The sequence below is a fragment of the Aliirhizobium wenxiniae genome (assembly GCF_019511445.1).
GTDB classification, from domain to species: domain Bacteria; phylum Pseudomonadota; class Alphaproteobacteria; order Rhizobiales; family Rhizobiaceae; genus Neorhizobium; species Neorhizobium wenxiniae_A.
Genome location: NZ_JAEUAN010000009.1, coordinates 72,439 through 96,163 on the forward strand (window position 1 = coordinate 72,439; position 23,725 = coordinate 96,163).

Genomic DNA, 23,725 nt, shown 5'->3' on the forward strand with positions numbered 1-23,725 from the left:
GACCCGATCCTTACTTCTGCTCTGCTGCGGCTGCCGGCGTGGACTGGCCGGCGGCTTCTGCTTCTGCTGCCGGCTTTTCCGGGCTCCACGGCTGCGGATTGACGGTGGCGCCCGGTGCAGTCTTCTGGAAGCCGTCGGCGATAACCTTGTCACCAGCCTTCAGGCCCTGCGAGATGACCCAGCGATCGCCCAGTGCACGACCGACATTGACGCGGCGCTGCTCGACCTTGTTGCCTTCACCGACGACAAGCACGCTTGCCTGACCGCCCGGATCACGCTGCACGGCCTGCTGCGGCACGGCAAAGGCCTGCTTTTCGACGCCCTGCTGGATCTGCACGCGGACATACATGCCCGGCAGAAGATCACCGTCCGGATTGGGGAATTCGCCACGCAGAACCACCTGGCCGGTCGTCTCGTCGACGGCCGCTTCGGAAAACAGCAGGCGGCCCGTCTGGGCGTAAGGCGTGCCGTCATCGAGGAGCAGCTTCACCTCGGCCTCATCGTCGCCGGTCATCAGCTGACCGTCTTCCAGCGCCTTGCGAAGACGAATGAGATCTGCTGCCGGCTGTGTAAAGTCGGCGTAGATAGGGTCGAGCTGCTGGATGGTCGCGAGGTTTTCGGTGCTGTTGGCGCTCACAAGCGCGCCTTCGGTGATCAGCGCACGACCGATACGGCCGCTGATCGGCGCAGTAACCTGCGAATATTGAAGGTTCAGATTGGCTTCGGCCAGACCCGCTTCTGCGACAGCGACTTCGGCATCGGCCTGCGCCAACTGCGAGATCGCGTTATCGAATTCCTGCTGCGACGCGACATTCGAGCGGCGAAGCTGCTGCTGGCGATCGGATGTCTGGCGCGCCTGAAGCTGTGCCGCCTTGGCGCGGGCAACGGTTGCCTTGGCGCTGTCAACCTGAACCTGGAACGGCGCCGGATCGATCCGGTAGAGAACGTCGCCACGGTTGACCTGCGAACCCTGCTCGAAAACCTGCTCGACGACGATACCGGCGACACGCGGACGCACTTCGGCAAGCCGTGTCGGAGAAATACGACCCGGCAGCTCGTTGATGATCGGCAGCGATTCCGCTGCGATCGTCACCACGCCAACCGGGCTCGGTGGCGGCGCCTGCTGGGCTTGCCCCTGCTGCTCCTGCTGGCAACCAGCCAGAAATGCGAGACCAGACAAAAGTGCGAGAGCGCGCAGCGGCGTCTTTTGCATCGAAGAACTCCAACGGAAAGGGGAGAAAATTTACATACAAACTAATACGTATATAAATTTCCGCAAGCTTGTTTTGAACATCATACTGGTTGAATGGCCAATACGCCACTTCCCGCCACATGTAAGGCGGAGATGGTTGAATGGGTCCTTATTCGAGACACCCACCGGCAGCTAGGGCGCAATCGAAATCATAGTAAATCATATAGAAATCATAACATTAGACGGCTTCTTAAATCTCCGGCCAAGGCTGTATTTCCGAATTTGCGACCGAAAGGAACATCGGACCGGCAGGCTGTAAACTATCGCCGATCTAACGCGATTTTGATAATTGCCTGGTCCAGTCGGTAGCGGAACGAGCAACTACCAACGGCCCTCAAGCAGCCGTCCGAACCGAGTCTAACCATCATTTAATGTTCTGCGCATTGACACAAAACAGTCGCCAAACAATATCGGTACCCATCGGTTTCAAAAAGATTGAGTATTCAGAATGCGTCTCAAGACGGCCCTTCCGCCACTTCTTATCACCCTCGCCCTGATCGGCGGCGGGGCCGCATTCACCTTTTCATCCTCGGCCTCCACGCCAGCAACGCTGACCACGCCGGTCAAGCGCGGTGATGTGGAATCGACAGTTCTTGCCACGGGCACGCTGAAGCCGTCGCGACTGGTGGCGGTCGGCTCGCAGGCATCCGGGCGCATCACCTCGCTGAAAGTCGCCGTCGGCGACAAGGTGAAGGCAGGCGACCTCATCGCGCTGATCGATTCCACCACCCAGGACAATGCGCTGAAGACAGCCAAGGCGTCGCTCGCCAATGTCCAGGCCCAGCGCAACGAACGCCTGGCCGAACTGGAAAACGCCAACCTGACACTGCAGCGCCAGCAGGCGATCTATGAAAAGCAGGCAGGCTCCCGCGCCGATCTACAATCCGCCGAAGCCGAAGTGAAGGTCGTCACGGCCCAGATCGAGGCGCTCGATGCGCAGATCACCGAGGCCGAGGTCGCCGTCGAGACGGCGCAGGCCGATGTCGGTTACACCCGCATCAGCGCGCCGATGGACGGCACGGTTTTGGCCATCGTCAACCAGGAAGGCCGCACCGTCAACGCCACCCAATCGGCCCCGACAATCGTCGCACTTGGCGACCTGACCCGGATGACGGTCCGCGCCGAAATTTCCGAAGCCGACATCACCCGCGTCGAGGCAGGTCAGAAGGTTCGCTTCAACGTCATCGGCGACCGGGCAAAATCCTATGACGCGACGCTTTCGGCCATCGAGCCGGCCCCTGAATCGATCGTCGACGACAGCAGCGTCGCCTCATCCAGCACGGGCTCCTCGTCTTCTTCATCGTCGAGCTCGTCTTCCGCGATCTACTATATCGGCGTCTTCGACATCCCCAATGATGACGGTCGTTTCCGCACCTACATGTCCGCCGAGGTCAACATCATCCTCGGCTCGGCCGCCGACGTCCTGACAATCCCTTCCTCCGCCCTGCCGGAAACAGCGGCAACCGGCGCATCGCAGGTGCGCGTCGAGAAGGACGGCAAAATAGAAACCCGCAAGGTCGAGATCGGCCTCAACAACAAGATCACCGCCGAAGTGAAATCCGGCCTCGATGAGGGCGAGCGTGTCGTCATCGGCGAAGGTTCCGCCACGGCCTCCACATCCGGCAGCAGCCGTCGCGGCGGCCCGCCGCCGATGTTCTGATCGGAGGCGAGAACATGACAGAACCCTTGATTTCCCTGAAGGGCCTTCGCCGCGACTATGCCTCGGGTGATGGCACGATCACCGTCCTGAAAGACGTCGACCTGACGATCGAGAAGGGTGAGATGGTCGCCATCATCGGTGCATCCGGTTCCGGCAAGTCAACCCTGATGAACATTCTGGGCCTGCTGGACCGGCCGACATCCGGCACCTATTCGATTTCCGGCCGTGAGACGTCGGCCCTCGACAATGACGATCGCTCCGCGCTCAGGCGCGAACATTTCGGCTTCATCTTCCAGCGCTACCACCTGCTCGACGAGATCTCGGCGCTCTCCAATGTCGAGATCCCTGCGGTCTATGCCGGCCGCGACCGCAGCCAGCGCCGCGAGCGGGCAGCCGCCCTTCTCGGCCGCCTCGGCATGGCAGACCGCACCGAGCATCGTCCCGGCCATCTCTCCGGCGGCCAGCAGCAGCGCGTCTCGATTGCTCGTGCGCTGATGAACGATGCCGATGTCATCCTCGCCGACGAACCGACCGGCGCGCTCGACAAGGCGAGCGGCGAGGAAGTTTTACGCATCCTGGACGAATTGCATGCCGAAGGCCGCACCATCATCATCGTCACTCATGACGCGACGGTGGCAGCAAGAGCCGAACGCATCATCGAGATTTCAGACGGCCGGATCATTTCCGATACGCGCTCCAAAGAGCTCCCTGCTCAGGCGAAGGAAACAACACAGCGAGCGGCCACACCCGCCAACCGCGTCGGCGCCGGTCTCGACCGGTTCCGCGAAGCCTTCCTGATGGCCTGCAAGGCCCTCAAGGCGCATCGCATGCGCTCCTTCCTGACCATGCTCGGCATCATCATTGGCATCGCCTCGGTGATCTCCGTCGTGGCACTCGGCACCGGCAGCCAGCAGAAGGTGCTGGCTAATATCAGCAGCCTCGGCACCAATACGCTGGAAGTCTTCCCCGGCAGCGGTTTTGGCGATATGCGCTCGGGCCGTGTCAAGACGCTCGTCGTCTCCGATGCCGATGCCCTGGCAAAACTCCCTTATGTCGCAGCCGCCACACCCACGGTTTCGACAAGCACCACCGCCCGCTTCGGCGCCACCGAAGCCAACGCCCTGGTCAACGGCGTCGGCAGCAGATATTTCGAGGTGAAAGGCTCCAAGCTCGTCGCCGGCCGCTTTTTCGACGATACCGGTGTCATGGCTATGGAACAGGATGCGGTGATCGACGAAAACACCGCCAAAACCCTGTTCGGCGGCAATGCCGCCGCAGCAATAGGCGAGGTCATCCTTGTCGGCAGCGTGCCGTCGCGGGTAATCGGCGTGATCTCGTCGCAACAGGGCGGTTTCGGCTCCAGCGACAACCTCTCCATCTACATGCCCTATACAAGCGTGCAGACGCGGTTCACCGGCGACCAGTCACTGCGCAGCGTCACGCTCAGGATCAGCGACGATGCCGATACCAGCGTCGCCGAGCAGGCGGTCACCACTTTCCTCACCGGTCGCCACGGCACGAAGGATTTCTTCGTCCTCAACACCGACGATATCCGTCAGACAATCACCAGCACGACGCAGACGATGACGCTTCTGATCGGTGCCATCGCCGTCATCTCGCTGATCGTCGGCGGCATTGGCGTGATGAACATCATGCTCGTCTCGGTATCGGAACGGGTGAGCGAAATCGGCGTGCGCATGGCGGTCGGGGCCAGACGTCAGGATATCCTGCAGCAGTTCCTGATCGAGGCCGTGCTCGTCTGCCTGATCGGCGGCGTGCTCGGCGTGGCGCTGGCGCTGCTCTTCGGCGTCACCTTCAGCCTGTTCGGTTCGAGTTTTAGCCTTGTCTTCACCGCAAGCCCGATAGTGCTTGCCGTAGTCTCCTCCTGCCTGATCGGCATCGCCTTCGGTTATCTACCCGCCCGCAATGCCTCACGGCTCGATCCGGTGGCCGCCCTTGCGTGAGGTCAAGCGTTCGAGAGGCAGGCCGAAAACCCGGAGCGACGACGAGCGCCGCAAGGCGATCGTCGACGAGGCCCGGCGCACCTTCGTCGAACTTGGCTATCGCGGCACCACGACCGATATCGTTGCGGCGCGCTGTCATATCTCCAAGCAGACGCTTTACCGTGTCTTCGAAAGCAAGGCCGAGCTGTTTCTTGCTGTCGTCGGCTCGCACCGCCGCATGATGCTCGATCTTCCCCGGCCGGAGAAAGAAGATCGGCCAGTCGCTGACGTGCTGGAAGAGATCTTCATGATCGACATCGAGGAGGAGGCGGAACGGGAGCGGGAAGCCTTCATCTCCTTCGTTATACAGGAATCGCAGCAGGTGCCTGAACTGGTCGATATCCTGCACCGCGAGGGTGTCGACCGATCCCGAAGGCTTCTCGCGGAATGGCTCGACCTTCAGGTGGCCCGCAAGACGCTTGCGATGGACAACACATTGAGCGGCGCCCGAATGCTGATGGATCTGCTGTTTGGAGGCATGGCCGGGCCGGGCAGCCGTGACTGGAAGGACCGGGCGGATCGCAACCGCCATCTGCGGCGCTGCATCAGTGTCTTTGTCCGAGGAAACCAGCCTTACTGAAATCCCGCACCGGGTTTCAGCAAAAAATTGCATTGACCGTGGTCAATTCCCCGGAACGCCATAAGTCTATCTTCACGGGAACATTGGCACTTGCTGGGGGTCGTTATGGCGAAGTCCATAAAGGGATGGGTCTGGGGCGTTATCGCCGTCGTGTTGGTCGCTGTCGGCTATTACGCCTGGACGGTTTTCCGTGGTGACAGCTTAGCCGCGGGCTTCACCTCCAGCAATGGTCGCATCGAGGCCGTGGAAATCGACATATCAACAAAAACCGCCGGCCGCCTGCAGGAACTGCTCGTGCGCGAAGGCGATTTCGTCAAGGCCGGCCAGGTTCTTGCGAAGATGGATACTGCCCAGCTGGAGGCCGGAAAACGTCAGGCGCAAGCCCAGCTTCGTCGCGCCGAAATCTCCGTCGATACCGCCCACAGCCTCGTCGCCCAGCGGGAGGCCGAGCGCAAATCGGCGCTTGCCGTGATCGAACAGCGCAAGGCCCAGCTCGACTCAGCGCAAAAGACCAATGCCCGCTCGCGGCAATTGCTTGCCAACAACACCATCTCGCAGCAGGTGGTGGACGACAACGAGGCGGCGGAACAGGCAGCCCGCGCCACACTTGCCTCGGCCGAAGCATCGCTTGCCGCATCCGATGCGGCGATCAACGCCGCCAAGGCGCAGATCGTCGATGCCGAAGCGGCCGTCGATGCGGCCAAGGCCGAAATCGACAGCGTCGATACCGATATCGCCGACAGCACGCTCACCTCGCCACGCGACGGTCGCATCCAGTATCGTGTTGCCCAGACCGGTGAAGTGCTGTCCGCCGGAGGCCGCGTCCTCAATCTCGTCGATCTCGGCGATGTCTACATGACCTTCTTCCTGCCGACCGGCGAGGCCGGCCGGACCTCGATCGGCTCCGATGTCCGCCTCGTGCTCGACGCCGCCCCGCAGCTCACCATCCCGGCAAAGGTCTCCTTCGTCGCCGATGTCGCGCAGTTCACCCCGAAGACGGTGGAAACCGAGGAAGAGCGCCAGAAACTGACGTTTCGCGTCCGTGCCCAGATCCCGCAGGAACTGCTCCAGAAATATATCCAGTACGTCAAGACCGGGCTTCCCGGCATGGCCTATGTCCGGCTTGACCCGCAAGCGGAATGGCCCGAACACATCGAACGCAACCTCGTGAAGTGACGGCGCCGAGATGGACGCCGTCGACAAAAACACCCCGAGCGACAGAACAGAGCCGGTGGTCCGGCTGCAGCAGGTCTCGCTCGCCTACAAGAAGACGATCGCCCTCGATGACGTGTCGATCGACATCCCGTCCGGCCGCATGGTCGGCCTGATCGGCCCGGATGGCGTCGGCAAGTCGAGCATGCTCTCGCTCGTCTCCGGCGCTCGCGCAATCCAGAAGGGCATGGTCGAAGTGCTTGGCGGAGACATGTCCGACGCCGGCCATCGCAACGCCACCTGCCCTCGAATTGCCTATATGCCGCAAGGGCTCGGCAAGAACCTCTATCCAACCCTATCCGTTTTCGAGAATGTCGATTTCTTCGCCCGCCTGTTTGGCCAGGACAAGGCGGAGCGAGAAGCCCGTATTAGCGAACTTCTGGAGAGTACCGGCCTCGGCCCCTTCGCCGACCGGCCCGCGGCTAAACTTTCCGGCGGCATGAAGCAGAAACTCGGCCTCTGCTGCGCCCTGATCCACGACCCGGATCTTTTGATCCTCGACGAGCCGACGACCGGCGTCGATCCGCTGTCGCGCCGGCAGTTCTGGGAGCTGATCGATACGATCCGCGCCGGGCGCCCCGGCATGAGCGTCATCGTCGCCACCGCCTATATGGAAGAGGCCGCCGGCTTCAACTGGCTGGTCGCCATGAATGGCGGCAAGGTGCTCGATACGGGCACGCCGCAGGAGCTGCTTTCCCGCACCCGCACCGACAATCTCGACGCAGCCTTCATCGCGCTTCTCCCCGAAGCCGAGCGTCGTGGCCATGTCGATGTCGTCATCCCGCCGCGCGAACAGGGCGGGGTGGAAAATTACGCCATCGAGGCCAGCCATCTCAGCATGCGCTTCGGCAGCTTTACCGCCGTCGATAATGTCAGCTTCCAGATTCCGCGCGGCGAAATTTTCGGCTTTCTCGGCTCCAACGGCTGCGGCAAGTCGACGACGATGAAGATGCTGACCGGGCTTCTCGCCGCCAGCGAAGGCGAGGCGAAGCTCTTCGGCCGCACGGTCGATGCCAGCGACATGGCCGTGCGCCGCCGCGTCGGTTACATGAGCCAGGCCTTTTCGCTCTATAGCGAACTCACGGTGCGCCAGAATCTCGATCTGCATGCCCGCCTGTTCAAGCTGCCGGAGGAAAAGATCCCGGCGCGGATCGACGAGATGGCCAGCCGCTTCGGCCTTGCCGACGTCATGGAAACGCTGCCCGACAACCTGCCGCTCGGCATCCGCCAGCGCTTATCGCTTGCGGTGGCGATGATCCACGGCCCCGACGTGTTGATCCTCGACGAACCCACTTCAGGCGTCGATCCCATCGCCCGTGATGGCTTCTGGCAGATCCTTGCCGATCTTTCCCGCAAGGATAACGTCACGATCTTCATCTCAACCCATTTCATGAACGAGGCGGAACGCTGCGACCGCATCTCGCTCATGCATGCCGGCAAGGTGCTGATCAGCGACACACCGGACGGGATCGCCAAAAGCCGCAATGCCGCCACGCTTGAAGAGGCTTTCATCGCCTATCTGGAAGAAGCGTCCGGCATCGCGCCATCCGAAAAGACTGAAAGGAAAGCCGATCCGACGCCAGCAAAGCCGATCCTGTCGCACGACACCCACGCCCCGAAAAAGCGCCGCTTCTTCGATTTCCGCCGCATGTTCAGTTATACGCGGCGAGAAACGCTGGAGCTGCAGCGCGACCCGATCCGCGCCACGCTCGCCGTGCTCGGCAGCGTCATCCTGATGTTCGTCATCGGCTACGGCATCAACATGGATGTCGAGGACCTCACCTTCGCCGTGCTCGACCGCGACGACTCAACGATCAGCCGCGACTATGTGCTCGACATCGCCGGCTCGCGCTATTTCATCGAGAAGGAGCCGATCCGCGATTATGCCGACATGGACAGGCGCATGCGCGAGGGCGAGATCAGTCTCGCAATCGAGATCCCGCCCGGCTTCGGCCGCAACGTGCTGCGCGGCGACACCGTCGAGGTCGGCGCCTGGATCGACGGCGCCATGCCGCAGCGGGCCGAAACCGTCAGCGGTTACGTCCAGGGCATGCACGCCAACTGGCTGAACCGCAAGGCGAAAGAGATCAACGGAGCTGCGGCGACGCAAGGCACCTTCTCCATAGAAACCCGCTTCCGCTATAATCCCGACGTCAAGAGCCTCGTCGCCATGGTGCCGGCGGTCATCCCGCTTCTTCTGATCCTTATCCCGGCCATGCTTGCCGCCCTCAGCGTCGTGCGCGAAAAGGAACTTGGCTCGATCATCAACCTCTATGTCACGCCAGTGACCCGGCTGGAATTCCTGTTCGGCAAGCAGCTGCCCTATATCATCCTCGGCATGCTGAATTTCCTGCTGCTGGTCGCCTTCGCCACGCTGATTTTTCGCGTGCCCTTCACCGGCAGTTTCATCACCTATGCGACGGCTGCCCTGCTCTACGTCATCATCGCCACCTCGATCGGCATATTGATGTCCACCTTCATGTCGAGCCAGATCGCCGCGATCTTCGGCACCGCGCTTCTGACGCTCATCCCGGCAACCCAATATTCCGGCATGACCGACCCGGTCTCTTCGCTTCAAGGCGCGGGCGCCCTGATTGGCCAGATCTACCCGACCAGCTATTTCATGACGATCTCGCGCGGCACATTCTCCAAGGCGCTGGATTTCGCCGGCCTTGCAGGTTCCTTCGTGCCGCTTCTGATCGCCATCCCCATTCTGGCCGCGCTCGGCGCGGTGCTTCTCAAGAAGCAGGAGAGCTGACCCATGTTCTCTTCCAACATTTTTCAACTCGGTCTCAAGGAATTACGCGGTCTCGCCCGCGACCCGATGCTGCTCCTTCTGATCGTCTACGCCTTCAGTCTGCAGATCTATACCGGCTCCAGCGCCATGCCGGAAACGCTCAACAATGCGGCGGTCGCCATCGTCGACGAGGACCAGTCGCCGCTGTCGGGCCGCATCGGCACAGCCTTCATGCCTCCCTATTTCGTGCCCCCGAAACAGATTTCGATCTCCGAGATGGACAGCCGCATGGATGCCGGCCTCGACACGTTCGCGCTCAATATCCCGCCGGATTTCCAGCGCGACGTGCTGGCGGGCCAGCAACCGGTCATCCAGCTCAATGTCGATGCGACCCGCATGAGCCAGGCCTTCAGCGGCAGCGGCTATATCCAGACGATCGTTTCAAACGAGGTGAGCGAGTTCCTCAACCGCTACCGCAGCCAGAGCAACGTCCCGGTCGATCTCACGCTGCGCGCACGTTTCAATCCATCGCTCGACAAGTCATGGTTCGGCTCGATCACCAACATCATCACCTCGATCACCCTTCTCTCCATAGTCCTGACGGGTGCCGCCCTTATCCGGGAGCGGGAACACGGCACGATCGAACATCTGCTGGTCATGCCGGTCACACCGGTCGAGATCATGCTCAGCAAGATCTGGTCGATGGGCCTCGTCGTACTGCTCGCCTCCAGCTTCGCATTGTTCATCATCGTCAAGGGGCTGTTGTCTATCCCGATTGAGGGATCGCCGGCAGTCTTTGTCGCTGGCACGGCATTGTTCCTCTTCGCCACCACCTCGATGGGCATATTTCTGGCGACGGTCGCCGGCTCCATGCCGCAATTCGGCCTGCTGCTGATCCTCGTACTGCTGCCGCTTCAGGTGCTTTCAGGCGCAATGACACCCCGCGAAAGCATGCCGGATATCATCCAGCACATCATGCTTCTCGCGCCCAACACGCATTTCGTCATCCTTGCGCAGGCAGTGCTGTTCCGCGGCGCGCAGATCGACGTCGTCTGGCCGCAGTTGCTCGCACTGCTGGTCATCGGGTCGGTGCTGTTCTGGCTGGCGTTGCGCCGTTTCCGGCGGTTCTTGCGATAGCGGGCAGTTAGAGGTCGCCCAGTTCCTCATGGATGGCGGAGATGATCTCGGCGCGCTGCTGCGCCGAGCGTCCCGCATGCGCCGCATAGGTCAGCGCCAGAAGCCTCACCGTGCTCAATATCGTCGTATGTGACGGCCCGAGCGCAAAGCTCGCCACATGGCAGGGCAAGACGACGTTCGAATAACGCTGCGCTTCCAGCATCGAGTTGCGGTCGGTGATGGTGATGATGTTGAGACGGCTCGTCGCCGCGTGGCTGAGGATCGGTTTGAGGATCGGCTGATGCGGCGGCAGGGTCACCAGCAGCAACACGTCCTTCGGCCCGGTCATCGCCAGATCTTCCGCCCACGATCCCTGATTAATACCGAGAATCATCACGCTGTGCCTCAACCGCGAAAAGACCAGCCGCGCATAACGCGCCACGCCCTCTTCCACGCCGAGCCCGAGAACCCACACCTTTGGCGCGGCCCCAATCAGTTCCGCCGCCTGCCGCACCTTGTCGGAGCGCATTTCCTCAAATGTCTTGGTGAGGTTCTTCAGTTCCAGTTCCAGATGCGCACCGATCGTGCGCCCCAGCGCCACCTGTTCCGACCGCGTAACCGAATAGCCGTAAGGCTCGGTACGATTGCGCTCTTCACGCGCCTGCAACTTGACTTCGTTAAAATCCGCATAGCCTAGATGCTGGAAGAAACGCGCGGCGGTTGCCTTGGAAACCCCGGCCATCTCGGCAATCTCGGTCGCCGAATGGGTCAGGATATCGTCCTGCCGGTCAAGGATCAGCTGGGCAAGCTTCTGCTCGCCGGCTGTCAGCCGCTGGTAGCGTTCCTGAATGCGCAAGACGAGACGCGAGGCCATGAATTCTCCGGTTTGCCGCTCTGCATAAAAAGACTAGCACCCCTCTTGCAACAATGAAACTATTGTTTCACAATTATGAAACATTGAAACAGAGGCCATGATGGCACAACCCCGCGTGATCCGGCAGAGAATTTGGGACAACCTCAAGGTTGTCGCGCGCCCCGATACGCGCTTTCACTTAAGTTTCAGCGAGTTCATTCCGGATTTCGAAGGCGTCGAACAGGCGACGGATCGCATCGCGGCGCTCCCGGCCTTCACCGGCTCGAAGCTGGCCTTCGTTACCCCCGACAATTCCATGACCGAGCTTCGCCGCCGGCTGATCGTCGAGGGTAAGGCCTTCGTCATGTCGACCTACAACATGCAGCGCGGCTTTCTCTACATGGCCCCCGGCGTCGTTCCGCCGGAGGCTGCCCCTTTCGCCGCATGGCTCGACGGAATGGAACATTTCGCCCGTGCTGTCAGCCTCGAGGAACTCACCTCGATCGGACGTTTCGACCTGTTGGCCACCGGTGCATCGGCGGTAACGAAGGACGGCATTCGTTTCGGCAAGGGCCATACGTTTTTCGATCTCGAATGGGGCATGTTCACCGATCTCGGCCTCCTCGATGAAAAGACGCCGGTCGCGGCGATCGTCCATGACGTCCAGGTCGTCGATGAACAGTTGAGCCCCAGCGAAACCGACATCCAGGTCGATTTCATCGCCACGCCCAGCCGCCTTGCAACGGTCGAGCGCCACAACCGGCGTCCCCGCGGCATAAAATGGGAGCGGCTGGCGCGCGACGAGATCGTCGATACGCCGCCGCTGAAAGAACTGGCCCGCATGCGCGGCATCGTCTGACAGACAGTTTTTAAGACTACACCCCGACAACCAAGGAACAGCCCGATGCATCTCTCCCTCAACCGCCGCCATTTCATGGGCCTGATGGGCGCTGCCGCGACCATGCCAATGATGGGCCGCATGGCCTCTGCCGCCACCCCGTTCAACTTCCAGGCCTCGTGGATCAACGACGCCGAATTCGCCGGTTATTTCCTCGCCGCCGACAAGGGCTATTACAAGGAAGCCGGGCTTGAGCTCGAATATCTCTCCGGCGGCCCGGACGTCATCCCGGAAAGCTCGATCATCGCCGGCAAGGCCGACTTGACACTGACCACCCCCGACACCACGATCAAGGCAATCGTCGAACAGGGCGCACCGTTCAAGATCATCGGCGCCCAGTACCAGAAGAACCCGATCGGCATCGTGTCGCTGGCGAAAAACCCGATCAAGGAACCGAAGGACCTGATCGGCAAGACGCTCGCCGTTCCGCCGGTCAACGTCATCTCGGTCGAAGCCATGCTGAAGATCTCCGGCGTCGACAAAAGCCAGGTCAACATCGTGCCCTACGCCTACGACCCGACCCCGCTGATCAAGGGCGAGATCGACGCCTCCGTCGACTTCACCACCAACGTCCCCTTCACCATCAAGCAGGCCGGCGAAGACGCCACTTCCTTCCTGCTCTATGATTTCGGCTTCACCATCTTCAACGACACCGTCGTCGTCACCGAAGAAACCTTGAAGGCCAAGCGCAAGGAAATCGTCGCCTTCCTCAAGGCCAGCCGCAAGGGCTGGGAAGAAAACCTCGCCGATCCGGCAGCCTTCCCGAAGACCTTTGCCGATACCTGGTTCAAGGGCACCGGCCGTTCGATCGAGAACGAAGTCTATTTCAACACCGCGCAGAAGCCGCTGATGGAAAACCCGAAGGGCATCTTCTTCATGAGCGAAGAGGCGATCGCCGCCAATATCGAGGCGCTTGCCGCCGTCGGCATCACCGCCAAGCGCGAACACTTCGACACCACCGTTCTCGAAGAAGTTTGATGACCTCTCAAACCGGCATTACGCTTGAAACCGTCTCGCGCTCCTTTCAGGGGCGCGGGACTGTCGTTCAGGCGCTCGACAACGTTTCGCTTGATTGTCCCGCAGGCTCGTTCACGGCGCTGATCGGCCCGTCCGGCTGCGGCAAGTCCACCATGCTGCGCCTGGCGCTCGGTCTCGATGACGCAACCGCAGGCGAGATCGGCATTGCCGGCATGAAACCGCAGCAGGCGGCAAAAGCTGGCCTCACCGGCGTCGCCTTCCAGGATGCCGCCCTGATGCCCTGGCGCAGCGTCGAAGACAACATCGCCCTGCCGCTCGACGTGCTCGGCCGCAAGCGCTCCGATTTCTCCGCCAAGATCGCCGAACTGATCGCCCTCGTCGGCTTGAAGGGTTTTGAAAAGGCGCTCCCCGGCGAGCTTTCCGGCGGCATGCGCCAGCGCGTCGCCATCGCCCGCGCCCTCGTCACCGATCCAAAAGTTCTCTTCCTCGACGAACCCTTCGGCGCGCTCGACCAGATCCTGCGTCGCCAGATGAATCTCGAACTGCAGCGCATCTGGATGGAAAGCCGCGCCACGACCCTACTCGTCACCCACGGCATAGACGAGGCCGTTTTCCTCGCCGACCGTGTCGTCGTCATGCAGAGCCGCCCGGGCCGTATCGGCAGAATAGTCGACATCCCGCTCGCCCGCCCGCGCCTGCCGGAAGTGTTTACGACACCGGAATTCCATGCGCTCGAAGATCAGGTCGCGGAGGCTCTGGATGGCCACTGAGACAGCGATTGGGGCTTCCTCCGGGACGACCAAAGGCGAAACCGGATTCCGCCATTGGACCGCGCTTCGCAATGCGGCGATCCTGCTCGTCCTCTGGGAGATCCTTGGCCGTTTCAAGCTCGTCGCCGGCGGCGCTCTGCCTGCCCCGACGGAAGTGCTCATCCGCTTCTGGTCGGATCGCGGTGATTATCCCGCCCATATCCTCGCCACCTTCCAGGGAGCCTCGCTCGGCTTCCTGATCGGCAACGGTCTCGCCATCCTCGCCGGCATCCTCTTCGCCGTCTCGCCGGTTGCGGCAAGGCTCGGCCGCGGCCTCAATGTGGCGATCTTCGCGCTACCCCCGATCGCCATCTCGCCGATCCTCGTGCTGACCTTTTCCGGCATGACGCCGCGCGTCGTGCTCGCCGCACTCGGCTGCTATTTCGTCACCATGAGCGCCACCGTCACCGGCATCAGCCAGACCGACCGGCGCATGCTCGACGTGGTGCGCGCCTATGGCGGCGGCCGCCTTGCTCTCCTGCGATTGGTCGAAATCCGCGCCGCCCTGCCCGCCATCCTCGCCGGTTTGCGGATCGCGGCCCCCGCCGCAGTCCTCGGCTCGATCCTGGCGGAATTCGGCGGTGGCGGTCGTTTCGGCCTCGGCGCCTATCTGATCGGCTCGCTCGGCCGCGCCGATCCCGCCCGCCTCTGGGGCATCGGCCTTGCTGCCACCGCCATGGCATTGATCGCCTATGGTATTTTCGCGCTTATCGAGGCTCGCCTCACCCGCTCCACCCGCGCCGTCACCGTCGCCGCCACCCCGCCCGGCATCCGCTCGGAAGGCCACTGGCTTTCCACAATCGCCATCACGCTCGCCTCGATCGCGCTCCCCTTCATCGTCTGGTGGCTGCTCTTAAAAGTTCTCGGCACGCCAGCCATGATCGCCAAAACCCCGGCAGGCGTCTTCGACTATCTCTTCCTCGCCCCCTCCGCGACCTCGGCGCAAACCCGGCTTCTCGCAGCGCTGGGCCAGACGCTGCCGATGACGCTGATCGGCATGGCCGCCGGCTTAGCCTTCGCCTTTGCGCTTGCCCTCGCCTCGGTCGTGCGCCCCGGCATCGTCCGCTCGTTCATGCCGGTGGCGCTGGTGACGCAGACCATGCCGCTCGTGGCGCTGACGCCGCTTCTCGTGCTGCTTCTCGGTCGCGGCCCGTCGGTCATCCTGTGGATCACCATCTCGGTCACCTTCTTCCCGGCTTTCGTCACGCTGGCGCAGGGGCTCGGCATGGTGTCGCGCGGCGCGCTCGATGTGGTGCGCGCCTATGGCGCCAGCCCGTTTGCGCAGCTTCGGCTCGTCTCCATCCCGGCATCCCTGCCCTATCTTTTCGCCGCCATGCGGCTTGCCGTTCCGCGCGCGCTTTTGGGCGTGATGATCGCCGAATGGCTCGCCACCGGCACCGGGCTCGGCAATCTGTTGAACCAATCGCGAGGTTATCTCGACTACGGCATGATCTGGACAGTCGCCGTGGTCTCGGTCCTCATCTCGGTTCTCTTCTATCAAATCGTCATCGTCATCGAACGGCAGATGCTGCGCAAACGCGGCATGCAGCCGGCCGCCTAAGGTTTACAAGGAGCACCCCCATGTCCCCTCAAACGTCCAATTACGCTGAAATCGCAGATCACAAGTCGTCCGTGCGCGAACGCGTCTGGACCGAACTGCGCAAGGTCGCCGTCGCCGACAGCCGTTTCCATTTCGATTTCGGCGAATTCATCGCCGATTTCGAAGGCGGTGAAGCGGCTGTCGACCGTCTGATCGACAACCCCTATTACCGCGACGCCCGCCTGATCTTCATCACGCCGGACAACTGCCTTGACCGCCTGCGCCTGCAGGCGCTGAAGGATGGCAAGCTGGTGCTGATGACGACCTATTCGATCAAGCGCGGATTCTGGCTGCTCGATCCGAAGAAGATCGACCCGGAAACCTATCTCTACGCCTCGACCCTCGACGGCATGGAACGCGTCGGCCAGCATATGACGCTTGCCGATATCCAGACCAAGCTTCCGAATGTCGATTACATGGTCACCGGCACCGGCGCGATCAATCTCGACGGCGTGCGCTTCGGCAAGGGCCACGGTTTCTTCGATGCCGAATGGGGCATGCTCTACCAGCTCGGCAAGATCTCCGTCGAAACCCCCTGCGCCGCCGTCGTCCACGATTGCCAGGTCCTGTCGGAAAAGCTCAACCCCGATGTCTATGACACGGTCGTCGACGTCATCTTCACGCCGACGCGCGCGATCAACGTTTCCGGCCCGCACAAGCCGACCTGCGGCATCATCTGGGACCGTCTCGACCAGCACATGTTCGACACCATCCCGCCGCTGCAGGAACTGAAGGCCATGGGCCTCTGATCCCTTATCTTGTGACTACCGGCAACACTGCCGGTAGTCACTCTCCATTCCATAAACTTGACTCAATAAGTATATTTTTCATTTCCCCCATGGATTGCATCGCCAAACAGGGGTAAAGCACCACAAAAATGCGGTGCAGTGACAGTGCCGCCGCGCCTACTCCATTTGCGAGCACGTCCATGGTCTCTCTCAGGCATATCCTCCAGATCGCAATCCTGATCGCATCCTCCCTCATCGCCTCCGCCGGCATGGCGCAGGACGAGGCCCCATTGCGCATCGCGCTTGCCACCAGCATTTCCAATCAGGCAGCCGAAGTTGCCGTCGAAGAGGCAAAAGCCCAGGGCCTCAACGTTGAACTCACCGAGTTCAACGACTGGAACACGCCGAACATGGCGGTGGCCGATCGGGAAATGGACGCCAACCTCTTCCAGCACATCCCCTATCTCGAATTCACCAACCAGGCCGGCGGGCGCAATCTCGTCGCCGTGGCGCCTGCCTACGCCACGCCCTTCGGCCTCTATTCGAAGAAGTACAAGTCGCTGGAAGAGCTGCCCGACAACGCGCAGATCGCGTTTTCCGGTGACGCGGTCAATACCGGCCGTTCGCTGCTCCTCCTCCAGCAGGCAAAGTTTGTCGAGCTGAAACCCGGTGTCGGCCATCGCGCCACGCTCGAAGATATCGTCCAGTGGCTGAAGCCCCTGCAGATCACCCAGCTCGACGGCCCTCAGATCGCCCGTGCGCTCGATGATGTCGATGCCGCCGCCACCTACCCGACCTTCGCAAAACTTGCCGGCCTCGACCCGGCATCCGGCCTGATCTTCGAGAACGATCCGATCTACGCCTTCCAGTTCGTCACCCGGCCCGATATGCGCGACGATCCGCGCCTGCGCAAATTCATTGACATCTACCGCGGTTCTGACGCTGTAAAGGCAAAGCTCCGTTCGCTTTACGGAGACCTCGTCTCGTTCCCGTGAATGCGCGGAAGTCAGCAGGGTAAATTCAGGTAGGAAGCCAGACTATGCACGGTGAATACAAGGTTCAGGGCGGAAAGCTCGTTGTCGTCGATCTCGAAGTCCGCGATGGCGTTCTCGCGGATGTCCAGGTCTCTGGCGATTTCTTCCTCGAACCGGCTGAAGCGCTTGACGATATCCGCTCTTCTCTCGAAGGCCTGTCCGCCGCTTCCACGGTAGAAGACATTATCGCCGCCGTGCGCGCAGGCCTGCGCCCGGGCGCGGAAATGATCGGTTTCAGCCCGGAAGCAGTGGCGATCGCCGTTCGCCGCGCACTCGGCGTCACCGGCACATGGCGCGATTACGAGTGGCAGATCATCGAAACCCCGGCGCTCACCCCTGCCCTGCATGTCGCCATGGATGAGGTTTTGGCTAAGGAAGTGGCGTCCGGCCGTCGCGGCCCCTGCCTACGTTTCTGGGAATGGGAACGTCCGGCCATCATTCTCGGCGGTTTCCAGTCGCTCCGCAACGAGGTGGATATGGAGGCAGCCGCGGAATTCGGCATCGAAACCGTCCGCCGCATCACCGGCGGCGGCGCAATGCTGGTCGAACCCGGAAACAGCGTGACCTATTCGCTCTACGTACCGGGCGAACTGGTTCGGGACATGAGCTTTGCCGATTCCTACGCCTTCCTCGACGACTGGGTATTGAAGGCGCTGATCTCGCTCGGTATCGACGCCTTCTACAAGCCGCTCAACGACATCTCCAGCTCAAAGGGCAAGATCGGTGGCGCGGCGCAGAAGCGCTTCTCTTCCGGCGCGGTCCTCCACCACGTCACCATGGCCTATGACATGGACGCGGAAAAAATGGTCAAGGTCCTGCGCATCGGCCGCGAAAAGCTGAGCGACAAGGGCACGACCAGCGCGGTAAAGCGCGTCGATCCGCTGCGCAGCCAGACCGGTCTTCCGCGTGCCGAAATCATCCGCCGCATGAAGGAAACTTTTGTTTCGCTGAACGGCGGTACGCCCGGGTCGATCACTGACGAAGAATATGCGGCAGCCGAAAAGCTCGCAGCCGAAAAATTCGCCAGCGAAGAGTGGCTGCGCCACATCCCGTGAGATGACAGCCCGGCGTTGAAGCGCCGGGTCATTTCACCGCGTGACGGTAAAGACCGCCAGATTTTCCGGCATCTCGACACCCGTCATGATGGCGTCGAGATGGGCGTGGATCGCCTCGGCTGCGCGATCTGGCTCGTGGTCGCGTATGGCATTGAAGATCGCCGTATGTTCTTTTATCAGCCGCGCGATCCGGCCCGGTTTCGGCAGGCTCAGGTGGCAGTAACGGTCGACCTTGATCTTCACCGACTTGATGATCTCCCAGATGCCGGGATAACCGGCGGCTTCGGCGATCAACGTGTGAAACGTGTCATCGGTCCGGCGAAACCCTTCGTAATCGGCCTCCGCCGCCTGCACTTTCTGCAATTCGAGATTGGCGCGCAAAGTCGCGATCTGCGTCCGGCTGGCTTTCACCGCCGCCGCCCTGACCGTAACATCCTCCAGTGCCTTTCTGACAACGATCGCCTCCGGCAGCGTATCGAGCGCGATACGCGCCACGAAAGTTCCCGATTGCGGCAGGATCTCGATCAGCTTCTCGTTCGAAAGCCGCAGGATCGCCTCGCGCACCGGCGTGCGGCTCACGCCGAACTGCGCGGCGATCTCCTTCTCCAGGATCGGATCGCCCGGATAACGGCGCAGCGACACGATATCGTTCCACAGGACCTGATAGATCAGCGCCGAGGTGCTGGCACTGCGCAGGTCCAGTTCGTCGCGTATGCTCGCCAGGTTTTTTCTCTGCTCCTGCGGGGGATTATTATCCTCCATATCCACTTTCTCACGGCTTGTTCTTGGCATTCGGGACCGCATTCGCGAATCCACCCCTCTTTGCTGCCGAGCATGGCCCGGCAGCAATCGGCTTGTCAAAGGTGCGGTGCCCTCAGGTCACAGCATGGTTTCGAGGATTTCGACCATGGTTTCCGGGGTCAGCTTGCGCGGATTGAAATCCGTCGAACGACCGACGCCATTCTTGACGATCTGCGGGATCGCTTCGCGGGTGACACCGAGCGCAGAAAGACGTGTCGGCGCACCGAGCCTTTCCATCTTGGCTTCGAAAGCCGAAGCGAACTCCTCGACCGAACCGAACCCCAGAACCGTCAGAAGATCATCGAACCAGAGGCCGAGTTCTGACCTGTTGAAACGCAGGAAGGCCGGAACATAGATCGCGCAGGCCAACCCATGGCGAAGATCGTAATCCAGCGTCAGCGGATAGGAAAGCGGATGCAGCGCCGTATTGCCGATCATCGCCATCTGCGTGCCGCCGATCACGCTGCCGAGCGTTACTTGCTCGATCGCATCGCGATCCTTGTCGAGGCAGGCGGCCTCGATATTGCGGAAGATCAGCACGATCGCACGAAAAGCCATCGCCCGCGTCATGTCATTGGCGCGCGTCGACCAGAACCCTTCCAGCGCCTGCGTCATCGCATCGAGCGCGGTTGAAACCGCAACCGCCGTCGGCATGCTGAGCGTCAGCGCCGGGTCGACGATCGCGTGATCCGGAAAGCACTCGGGATAGGCAATCGCCGGCTTGGCATTCTTGTCCTTGTCGGTGATCACGGCAAAAGGCGTCACCTCGCTGCCGGTCCCGGCCGTCGTCGGCACGGCAATCAGCGGCAGGCCGCGGCCTGCGGGCTTGCGTTCCCGATAGAGATAGTCCCGGATCGAACCTTCATTCTTCTGCAGCAGCGCCACGCATTTAGCCGCATCCAGCACACTGCCGCCACCGATCGCAACGATGATGTCCGCACCGCTCCCCCGGCAACGGGCTGCGGCCGTATCGACCGTATCGATCGACGGGTTTTCCTCGATATCGGTAAAGATCGTCAGCCCTGCAGAGCCGACCAGCTCTTTCAATCCTGCCTCGCCGACGCGGTCGAGAAAGCTGCGTCCAATCATCGCAAACACATGACGACCACCCAAATTCGAAATCATATCGGGTAGGGTCGACAATCGATCCCAACCGAAATGGACCGCAGTCGGCAATCTGAAATCCCAATTTGAACCCGTCATTATCGTCACTCCAATATGTCTATTACGTTCTTCAAAAACCGATAGGCCGCCGGCAATTCCGCTTCTCCGACAAGGCAAAGGAGCGGAGTTGGAGAGGTGATCAGCCCCGCCCTTTTCCGCTCCTCCGATCAAGCCACCAAAGCGATTAGGGGTCGCAAAGACAGCCTATTGAATTTTAATATATCACTTGGAGCCTTCAATTGGAAGGCCATGCTTGGCCATCAGCTGCAGGTAGTCTTCACGCGGCGGAACGAAGATGTCGATACCACGGAAACCGGTCGTCGTGCGGCCGCCATGCGGCACGTTCGACGGATGGACGCAGACATCGCCGGCTTCCATCAGGAAGGTTTCATCACCGCAGGTATGCTCTTCCGTACCTTCCAGAATGACCAGGATCTGCACGGCCTCATGGCTGTGGATCGGGAATACGCATCCGGGAGGATTGGTGATGAAGCTGAGCAGGGCGGGGCCTGCCGCGACGAAGCGCGTGCTGGACTGTTCCGTCAGCGGTACCAGCGGAATATCCTCGATCGTGTAGCAGTATTTCGACTTGTTGGTTGCTTTGTAGACCATTGGTAGTTCTCCTATTTCACAGTCATTTCCGAGGCTTTATGGAAGCATCCACGAAAGCACGGGCGTCGTTTGAAGGAAGACGATCGCGCAAAGGACGAGCGTCAGTGCGATGCTCCAGGGAAGCGTCTTGCGGAAGATGTCCCCTTCGCGTCCGATGATGCCGACCGCAGCGGCGCCGATTGTCAGGCTTTGCGGTGAGATCATCTTGCCGAGCACGCCACCGGAACTATTGGCTGCAGCCAGAAGCGAGGGTGACAGGCCGGTTTCATGCGCCGCCGCGACCTGCAGAGCACCGAAGAGCGCGTTGGCGGAATTGTCGGATCCGGTAATCGCCACGCCGATCCAGCCGATGGCAGGCGACAGGAATGCGAACGCATGTCCGGTCGTGGCGAGCCAGCGCCCGAGCGTGATGGTCTGTCCGGAAAAATTCATGACGAATGCGACGGCAAGCACACAGAGAACCGTCGGAATGGCCCATTTCAGCTGCTTCAGAGTTGCCCCATAGGTCTCGACGGCGGCACCGGCGGACACCTTCAGGAAAGGCATCGAGAACATGCCGGCAATGGCCAGAAGCGTTGCGGTACCCGGCAGCCAGGGCAGCGATAGCGACGTGCCGATCGCACCACCTGTCGGATTGGTGATGGCAAGGCCCGGCCAGGCGAATTTGCTGACACCGGCAGAAAGAGCCTGGGCAATCGGCCCGATCTGCGACAGCGTAAAGATCACGATGATTGCGATATAGGGCAGAAAGGCGATCGAAACGCTGCGGCTGTTGAACGGGATTTTCGAATTTTCCCCTTCGCTGACGATGGCGCATTCGATGGTTTCCTTCGGCTTCCAGACCTGCAGGAAGGCGACGAGTGCGGCAGCCCCGGCAAGCGCGCCGAGAACGTCGGTCAACGGCACCGAAATCCAGGACGAGCTGATGAACTGCGTCACGGCATAGGCAAAACCGGCGATTAATGCAGGCAGCCATGTCTGGCGAAGCCCCCTGCCGCCGTCGACGATCCAGACGAGGATCAGCGGAATGAACAGCGCAAGGATCGGCGTCTGGCGACCGATGATTGCACCCAGTTCGTCATAGGGTAAACCAGTTACGGCAGCCAGTGTCGTGATCGGCACGCCAAGTGCGCCGAAGGCGACCGGCGCGGTATCGGCCACAAGCGCGCAAAGTGCGGCTTTCAGCGGATCCATGCCGATTGCGACCATCATCACCCCGGCAATCGCGATCGGCGTACCGGCGCCGGCAAGCGCCTCGAGCAGGCCGCCGAAGCAGAAGGCGATGATGATCGACTGCACGCGAAGGTCGGTGCTGATCACCCCGAAACTGCGCCGCAGGATATCGAAATATCCCGACTTCACCATCATGTTGTGGATCCAGATGGCGTTGATGATGATCAGGATGATCGGAAGAATACTGAACGCCGCGCCGTAGAGCGCGGAATTGGCGGCGACCGAGACCGGCATGCCGTAGATGATGATGGCGACCCCCATCGCCACGATAAGCGAGCATAGGCCGGAAAGCTGCGGCGACAGCCTGAACCCTCCGAGCATGATGAACATCGTCAGAAGCGGCAGGGCCGCAAAGATCGAACTCAGTCCGAGCGACTGAGCGACCGGATCGTAAACCTGTTGAAACATTTTCGGCGCGTCTCCCCACGCTGCCCGCAAAGGCGGGCACAAACCCAAAGCCTTGCACCCGCCAAAATCGCCTCCCCTAAAAGCGGTCCAGGTCGATGAGAAAACTCATCTCGCGCAAGATGTGTATACTTATATATCAGTTGGATTTGACCGAAAGTGCTCAAGCCGCCGCAGCCATGAGGCAAGTTGACGCTGGGAGAAGGTTCGGGGGGAACAGCGCATCGGGCACAGGACCGTCGGCGTTAAAGGCTCGTCGGTCACGCGGCGACTTGCTCTGATCAGCCGTCGGGGCGGAGCTGAAGCTTGAGATGCTTTACTGGCGCAGATCGATACTGCTCGTGACAACCGACTTGCCGCTGGCCGGATCATTATCGATCGTCTGTAGCCGCAGCCGGTTTTCGCCAAGCTTGGCGATCGTCATCGTCGCATTGCGATCGCCGTTGATATCCCTCGCCCAGCGCACAGCCAGATTGATGGATTGCCCCTGGCGGTTTCCGGAAAGCGAGGATGGTTGGCCGGAAGGGCCGGTGTAGGTTCCGCTATATCGCGTGCCGGAAGCTTTGAGCGCCGCGGAAATGGACCGGCTGACGATGGCCAGCGCTCGGCATGACCCCTGCATCGCAAGGTCCGTCGCACCCGCCGAGAAGTCGACATTACAGCGCACATTGACGGATTTACCACCGATCCTGGTCAGAACTTTTCCGCTGCCCGACCATTTTCCATCCATCGATTTCAAAAAATCGCCCTCGGCGGCCAAAGCGGCCCCAGCGGTCACAATCGGCAAGCACAAAGCTGCGGCGAAAGTCGTGAGGAACTGCGCATGCATGGCAACCTCCATCAGATGATGCAGGCCTAACGTCTAGTTTCAGTACAAGTTCCAGAAGCACAACGGTTCACCAGCTCACGGCGGATATCTCCTGCACTCAGGTCTTTAGCTAACGACCCTCCCACTTGGATTTCGTCGAGGCTTCAAGAAACCGAAGAACAATTGC

At 61.2% G+C, this 23,725-nt stretch carries 21 protein-coding genes; 13 read left to right on the forward strand and 8 right to left on the reverse strand.

From position 1 onward, the window contains the following. Positions 1-10: 10 nt before the first annotated feature. Positions 11-1,213 carry an efflux RND transporter periplasmic adaptor subunit gene (locus tag JNB91_RS12850; protein ID WP_220325910.1) on the reverse strand — a complete coding sequence of 401 codons (1,203 nt, stop codon included), beginning with the start codon at positions 1,211-1,213 and terminating at the stop codon, positions 11-13. A 487-nt stretch (positions 1,214-1,700) separates the two neighbouring features. Between JNB91_RS12850 and JNB91_RS12855 the strand changes: the two genes are divergently transcribed. The 6 genes from JNB91_RS12855 (at position 1,701) to JNB91_RS12880 (ending at position 10,581) form a co-directional block, all read left to right on the forward strand. Continuing rightward, positions 1,701-2,912, forward strand: a complete 1,212-nt coding sequence (locus JNB91_RS12855) for an efflux RND transporter periplasmic adaptor subunit (protein WP_220325911.1) — start codon at positions 1,701-1,703, stop codon at positions 2,910-2,912. Positions 2,913-2,926: 14 nt separating this feature from the next. Next, positions 2,927-4,876, forward strand: a complete 1,950-nt coding sequence (locus JNB91_RS12860; RefSeq protein ID WP_220325912.1) for a MacB family efflux pump subunit — start codon at positions 2,927-2,929, stop codon at positions 4,874-4,876. Next, positions 4,869-5,495: a TetR/AcrR family transcriptional regulator gene (locus JNB91_RS12865; protein ID WP_430736273.1), complete on the forward strand. Its 627-nt coding sequence runs from the start codon at positions 4,869-4,871 to the stop codon at positions 5,493-5,495. Before JNB91_RS12860 ends, JNB91_RS12865 begins: the two co-directional genes overlap by 8 nt. 105 nt (positions 5,496-5,600) lie before the next feature. Continuing rightward, positions 5,601-6,671: an HlyD family secretion protein gene (locus tag JNB91_RS12870; RefSeq protein ID WP_220325914.1), complete on the forward strand. Its 1,071-nt coding sequence runs from the start codon at positions 5,601-5,603 to the stop codon at positions 6,669-6,671. Positions 6,672-6,681: 10 nt separating this feature from the next. Next, complete coding sequence (gene rbbA, locus JNB91_RS12875) at positions 6,682-9,465, forward strand: ribosome-associated ATPase/putative transporter RbbA (RefSeq protein ID WP_220325915.1); 2,784 nt, start codon at positions 6,682-6,684, stop codon at positions 9,463-9,465. 3 nt (positions 9,466-9,468) lie between these two features. Next, a complete protein-coding gene (locus JNB91_RS12880; RefSeq protein WP_220325916.1) occupies positions 9,469-10,581 on the forward strand; it encodes an ABC transporter permease in 1,113 nt (370 codons plus the stop codon). A 7-nt stretch (positions 10,582-10,588) separates the two neighbouring features. Here JNB91_RS12880 and JNB91_RS12885 read toward each other — a convergent pair whose 3' ends face one another. Beyond that, positions 10,589-11,434: a MurR/RpiR family transcriptional regulator gene (locus JNB91_RS12885; RefSeq protein WP_220325917.1), complete on the reverse strand. Its 846-nt coding sequence runs from the start codon at positions 11,432-11,434 to the stop codon at positions 10,589-10,591. A gap of 97 nt (positions 11,435-11,531) precedes the next feature. Here JNB91_RS12885 and JNB91_RS12890 point away from each other — a divergent pair, with 97 nt between their 5' ends. From JNB91_RS12890 to JNB91_RS12910, 5 genes are read left to right on the forward strand one after another with little or no spacing between them, the layout of a single operon-like run. Then, positions 11,532-12,272, forward strand: coding sequence for a 5-formyltetrahydrofolate cyclo-ligase (locus JNB91_RS12890; protein ID WP_223218165.1), 741 nt, complete (start codon positions 11,532-11,534; stop codon positions 12,270-12,272). Between the two features lie 45 nt (positions 12,273-12,317). Then, positions 12,318-13,289, forward strand: a complete 972-nt coding sequence (locus JNB91_RS12895) for an ABC transporter substrate-binding protein (RefSeq protein ID WP_220325918.1) — start codon at positions 12,318-12,320, stop codon at positions 13,287-13,289. Then, the gene (locus tag JNB91_RS12900; RefSeq protein ID WP_220325919.1) at positions 13,289-14,059 is read left to right on the forward strand and encodes an ABC transporter ATP-binding protein; all 771 of its coding nucleotides are present in this window, start codon (positions 13,289-13,291) and stop codon (positions 14,057-14,059) included. The genes JNB91_RS12895 and JNB91_RS12900 overlap by 1 nt, the downstream gene beginning before the upstream one ends. Then, positions 14,049-15,659, forward strand: a complete 1,611-nt coding sequence (locus JNB91_RS12905; RefSeq protein ID WP_220325920.1) for an ABC transporter permease — start codon at positions 14,049-14,051, stop codon at positions 15,657-15,659. The genes JNB91_RS12900 and JNB91_RS12905 overlap by 11 nt, the downstream gene beginning before the upstream one ends. Before the next feature lie 20 nt (positions 15,660-15,679). After that, complete coding sequence (locus JNB91_RS12910; protein WP_220325921.1) at positions 15,680-16,447, forward strand: 5-formyltetrahydrofolate cyclo-ligase; 768 nt, start codon at positions 15,680-15,682, stop codon at positions 16,445-16,447. Positions 16,448-16,484: 37 nt separating this feature from the next. Here JNB91_RS12910 and JNB91_RS12915 read toward each other — a convergent pair whose 3' ends face one another. Further along, a complete protein-coding gene (locus tag JNB91_RS12915; RefSeq protein ID WP_220325922.1) occupies positions 16,485-16,628 on the reverse strand; it encodes a hypothetical protein in 144 nt (47 codons plus the stop codon). On the opposite strand from JNB91_RS12915, the gene JNB91_RS12920 reads away from it, so the two are divergent. Together JNB91_RS12920 and JNB91_RS12925 are read left to right on the forward strand one after the other, a co-directional pair. Beyond that, the gene (locus JNB91_RS12920; protein WP_220325923.1) at positions 16,627-17,421 is read left to right on the forward strand and encodes a MetQ/NlpA family ABC transporter substrate-binding protein; all 795 of its coding nucleotides are present in this window, start codon (positions 16,627-16,629) and stop codon (positions 17,419-17,421) included. The two genes, JNB91_RS12915 and JNB91_RS12920, sit on opposite strands and share 2 nt — an antisense overlap. 44 nt (positions 17,422-17,465) lie before the next feature. Next, positions 17,466-18,515, forward strand: a complete 1,050-nt coding sequence (locus tag JNB91_RS12925) for a lipoate-protein ligase LplAB (protein WP_220325924.1) — start codon at positions 17,466-17,468, stop codon at positions 18,513-18,515. A gap of 33 nt (positions 18,516-18,548) precedes the next feature. Here JNB91_RS12925 and JNB91_RS12930 read toward each other — a convergent pair whose 3' ends face one another. From JNB91_RS12930 to JNB91_RS12950, 5 genes are all read right to left on the reverse strand, one after another. Further along, the gene (locus JNB91_RS12930) at positions 18,549-19,277 is read right to left on the reverse strand and encodes a GntR family transcriptional regulator (RefSeq protein ID WP_220325925.1); all 729 of its coding nucleotides are present in this window, start codon (positions 19,275-19,277) and stop codon (positions 18,549-18,551) included. Between the two features lie 117 nt (positions 19,278-19,394). Next, complete coding sequence (locus JNB91_RS12935) at positions 19,395-20,519, reverse strand: iron-containing alcohol dehydrogenase family protein (protein ID WP_220325926.1); 1,125 nt, start codon at positions 20,517-20,519, stop codon at positions 19,395-19,397. Positions 20,520-20,702: 183 nt separating this feature from the next. Further along, entirely contained in the window at positions 20,703-21,092 is a 390-nt protein-coding gene (locus JNB91_RS12940; protein ID WP_220325927.1) for a cupin domain-containing protein, read from the reverse strand. 36 nt (positions 21,093-21,128) lie between these two features. Next, entirely contained in the window at positions 21,129-22,733 is a 1,605-nt protein-coding gene (locus JNB91_RS12945) for an L-lactate permease (protein WP_220325928.1), read from the reverse strand. A 313-nt stretch (positions 22,734-23,046) separates the two neighbouring features. After that, positions 23,047-23,559 (reverse strand): hypothetical protein, encoded by a 513-nt coding sequence (locus JNB91_RS12950; RefSeq protein ID WP_220325929.1) that lies wholly within the window; start codon positions 23,557-23,559, stop codon positions 23,047-23,049. Positions 23,560-23,725 lie beyond the last annotated feature (166 nt).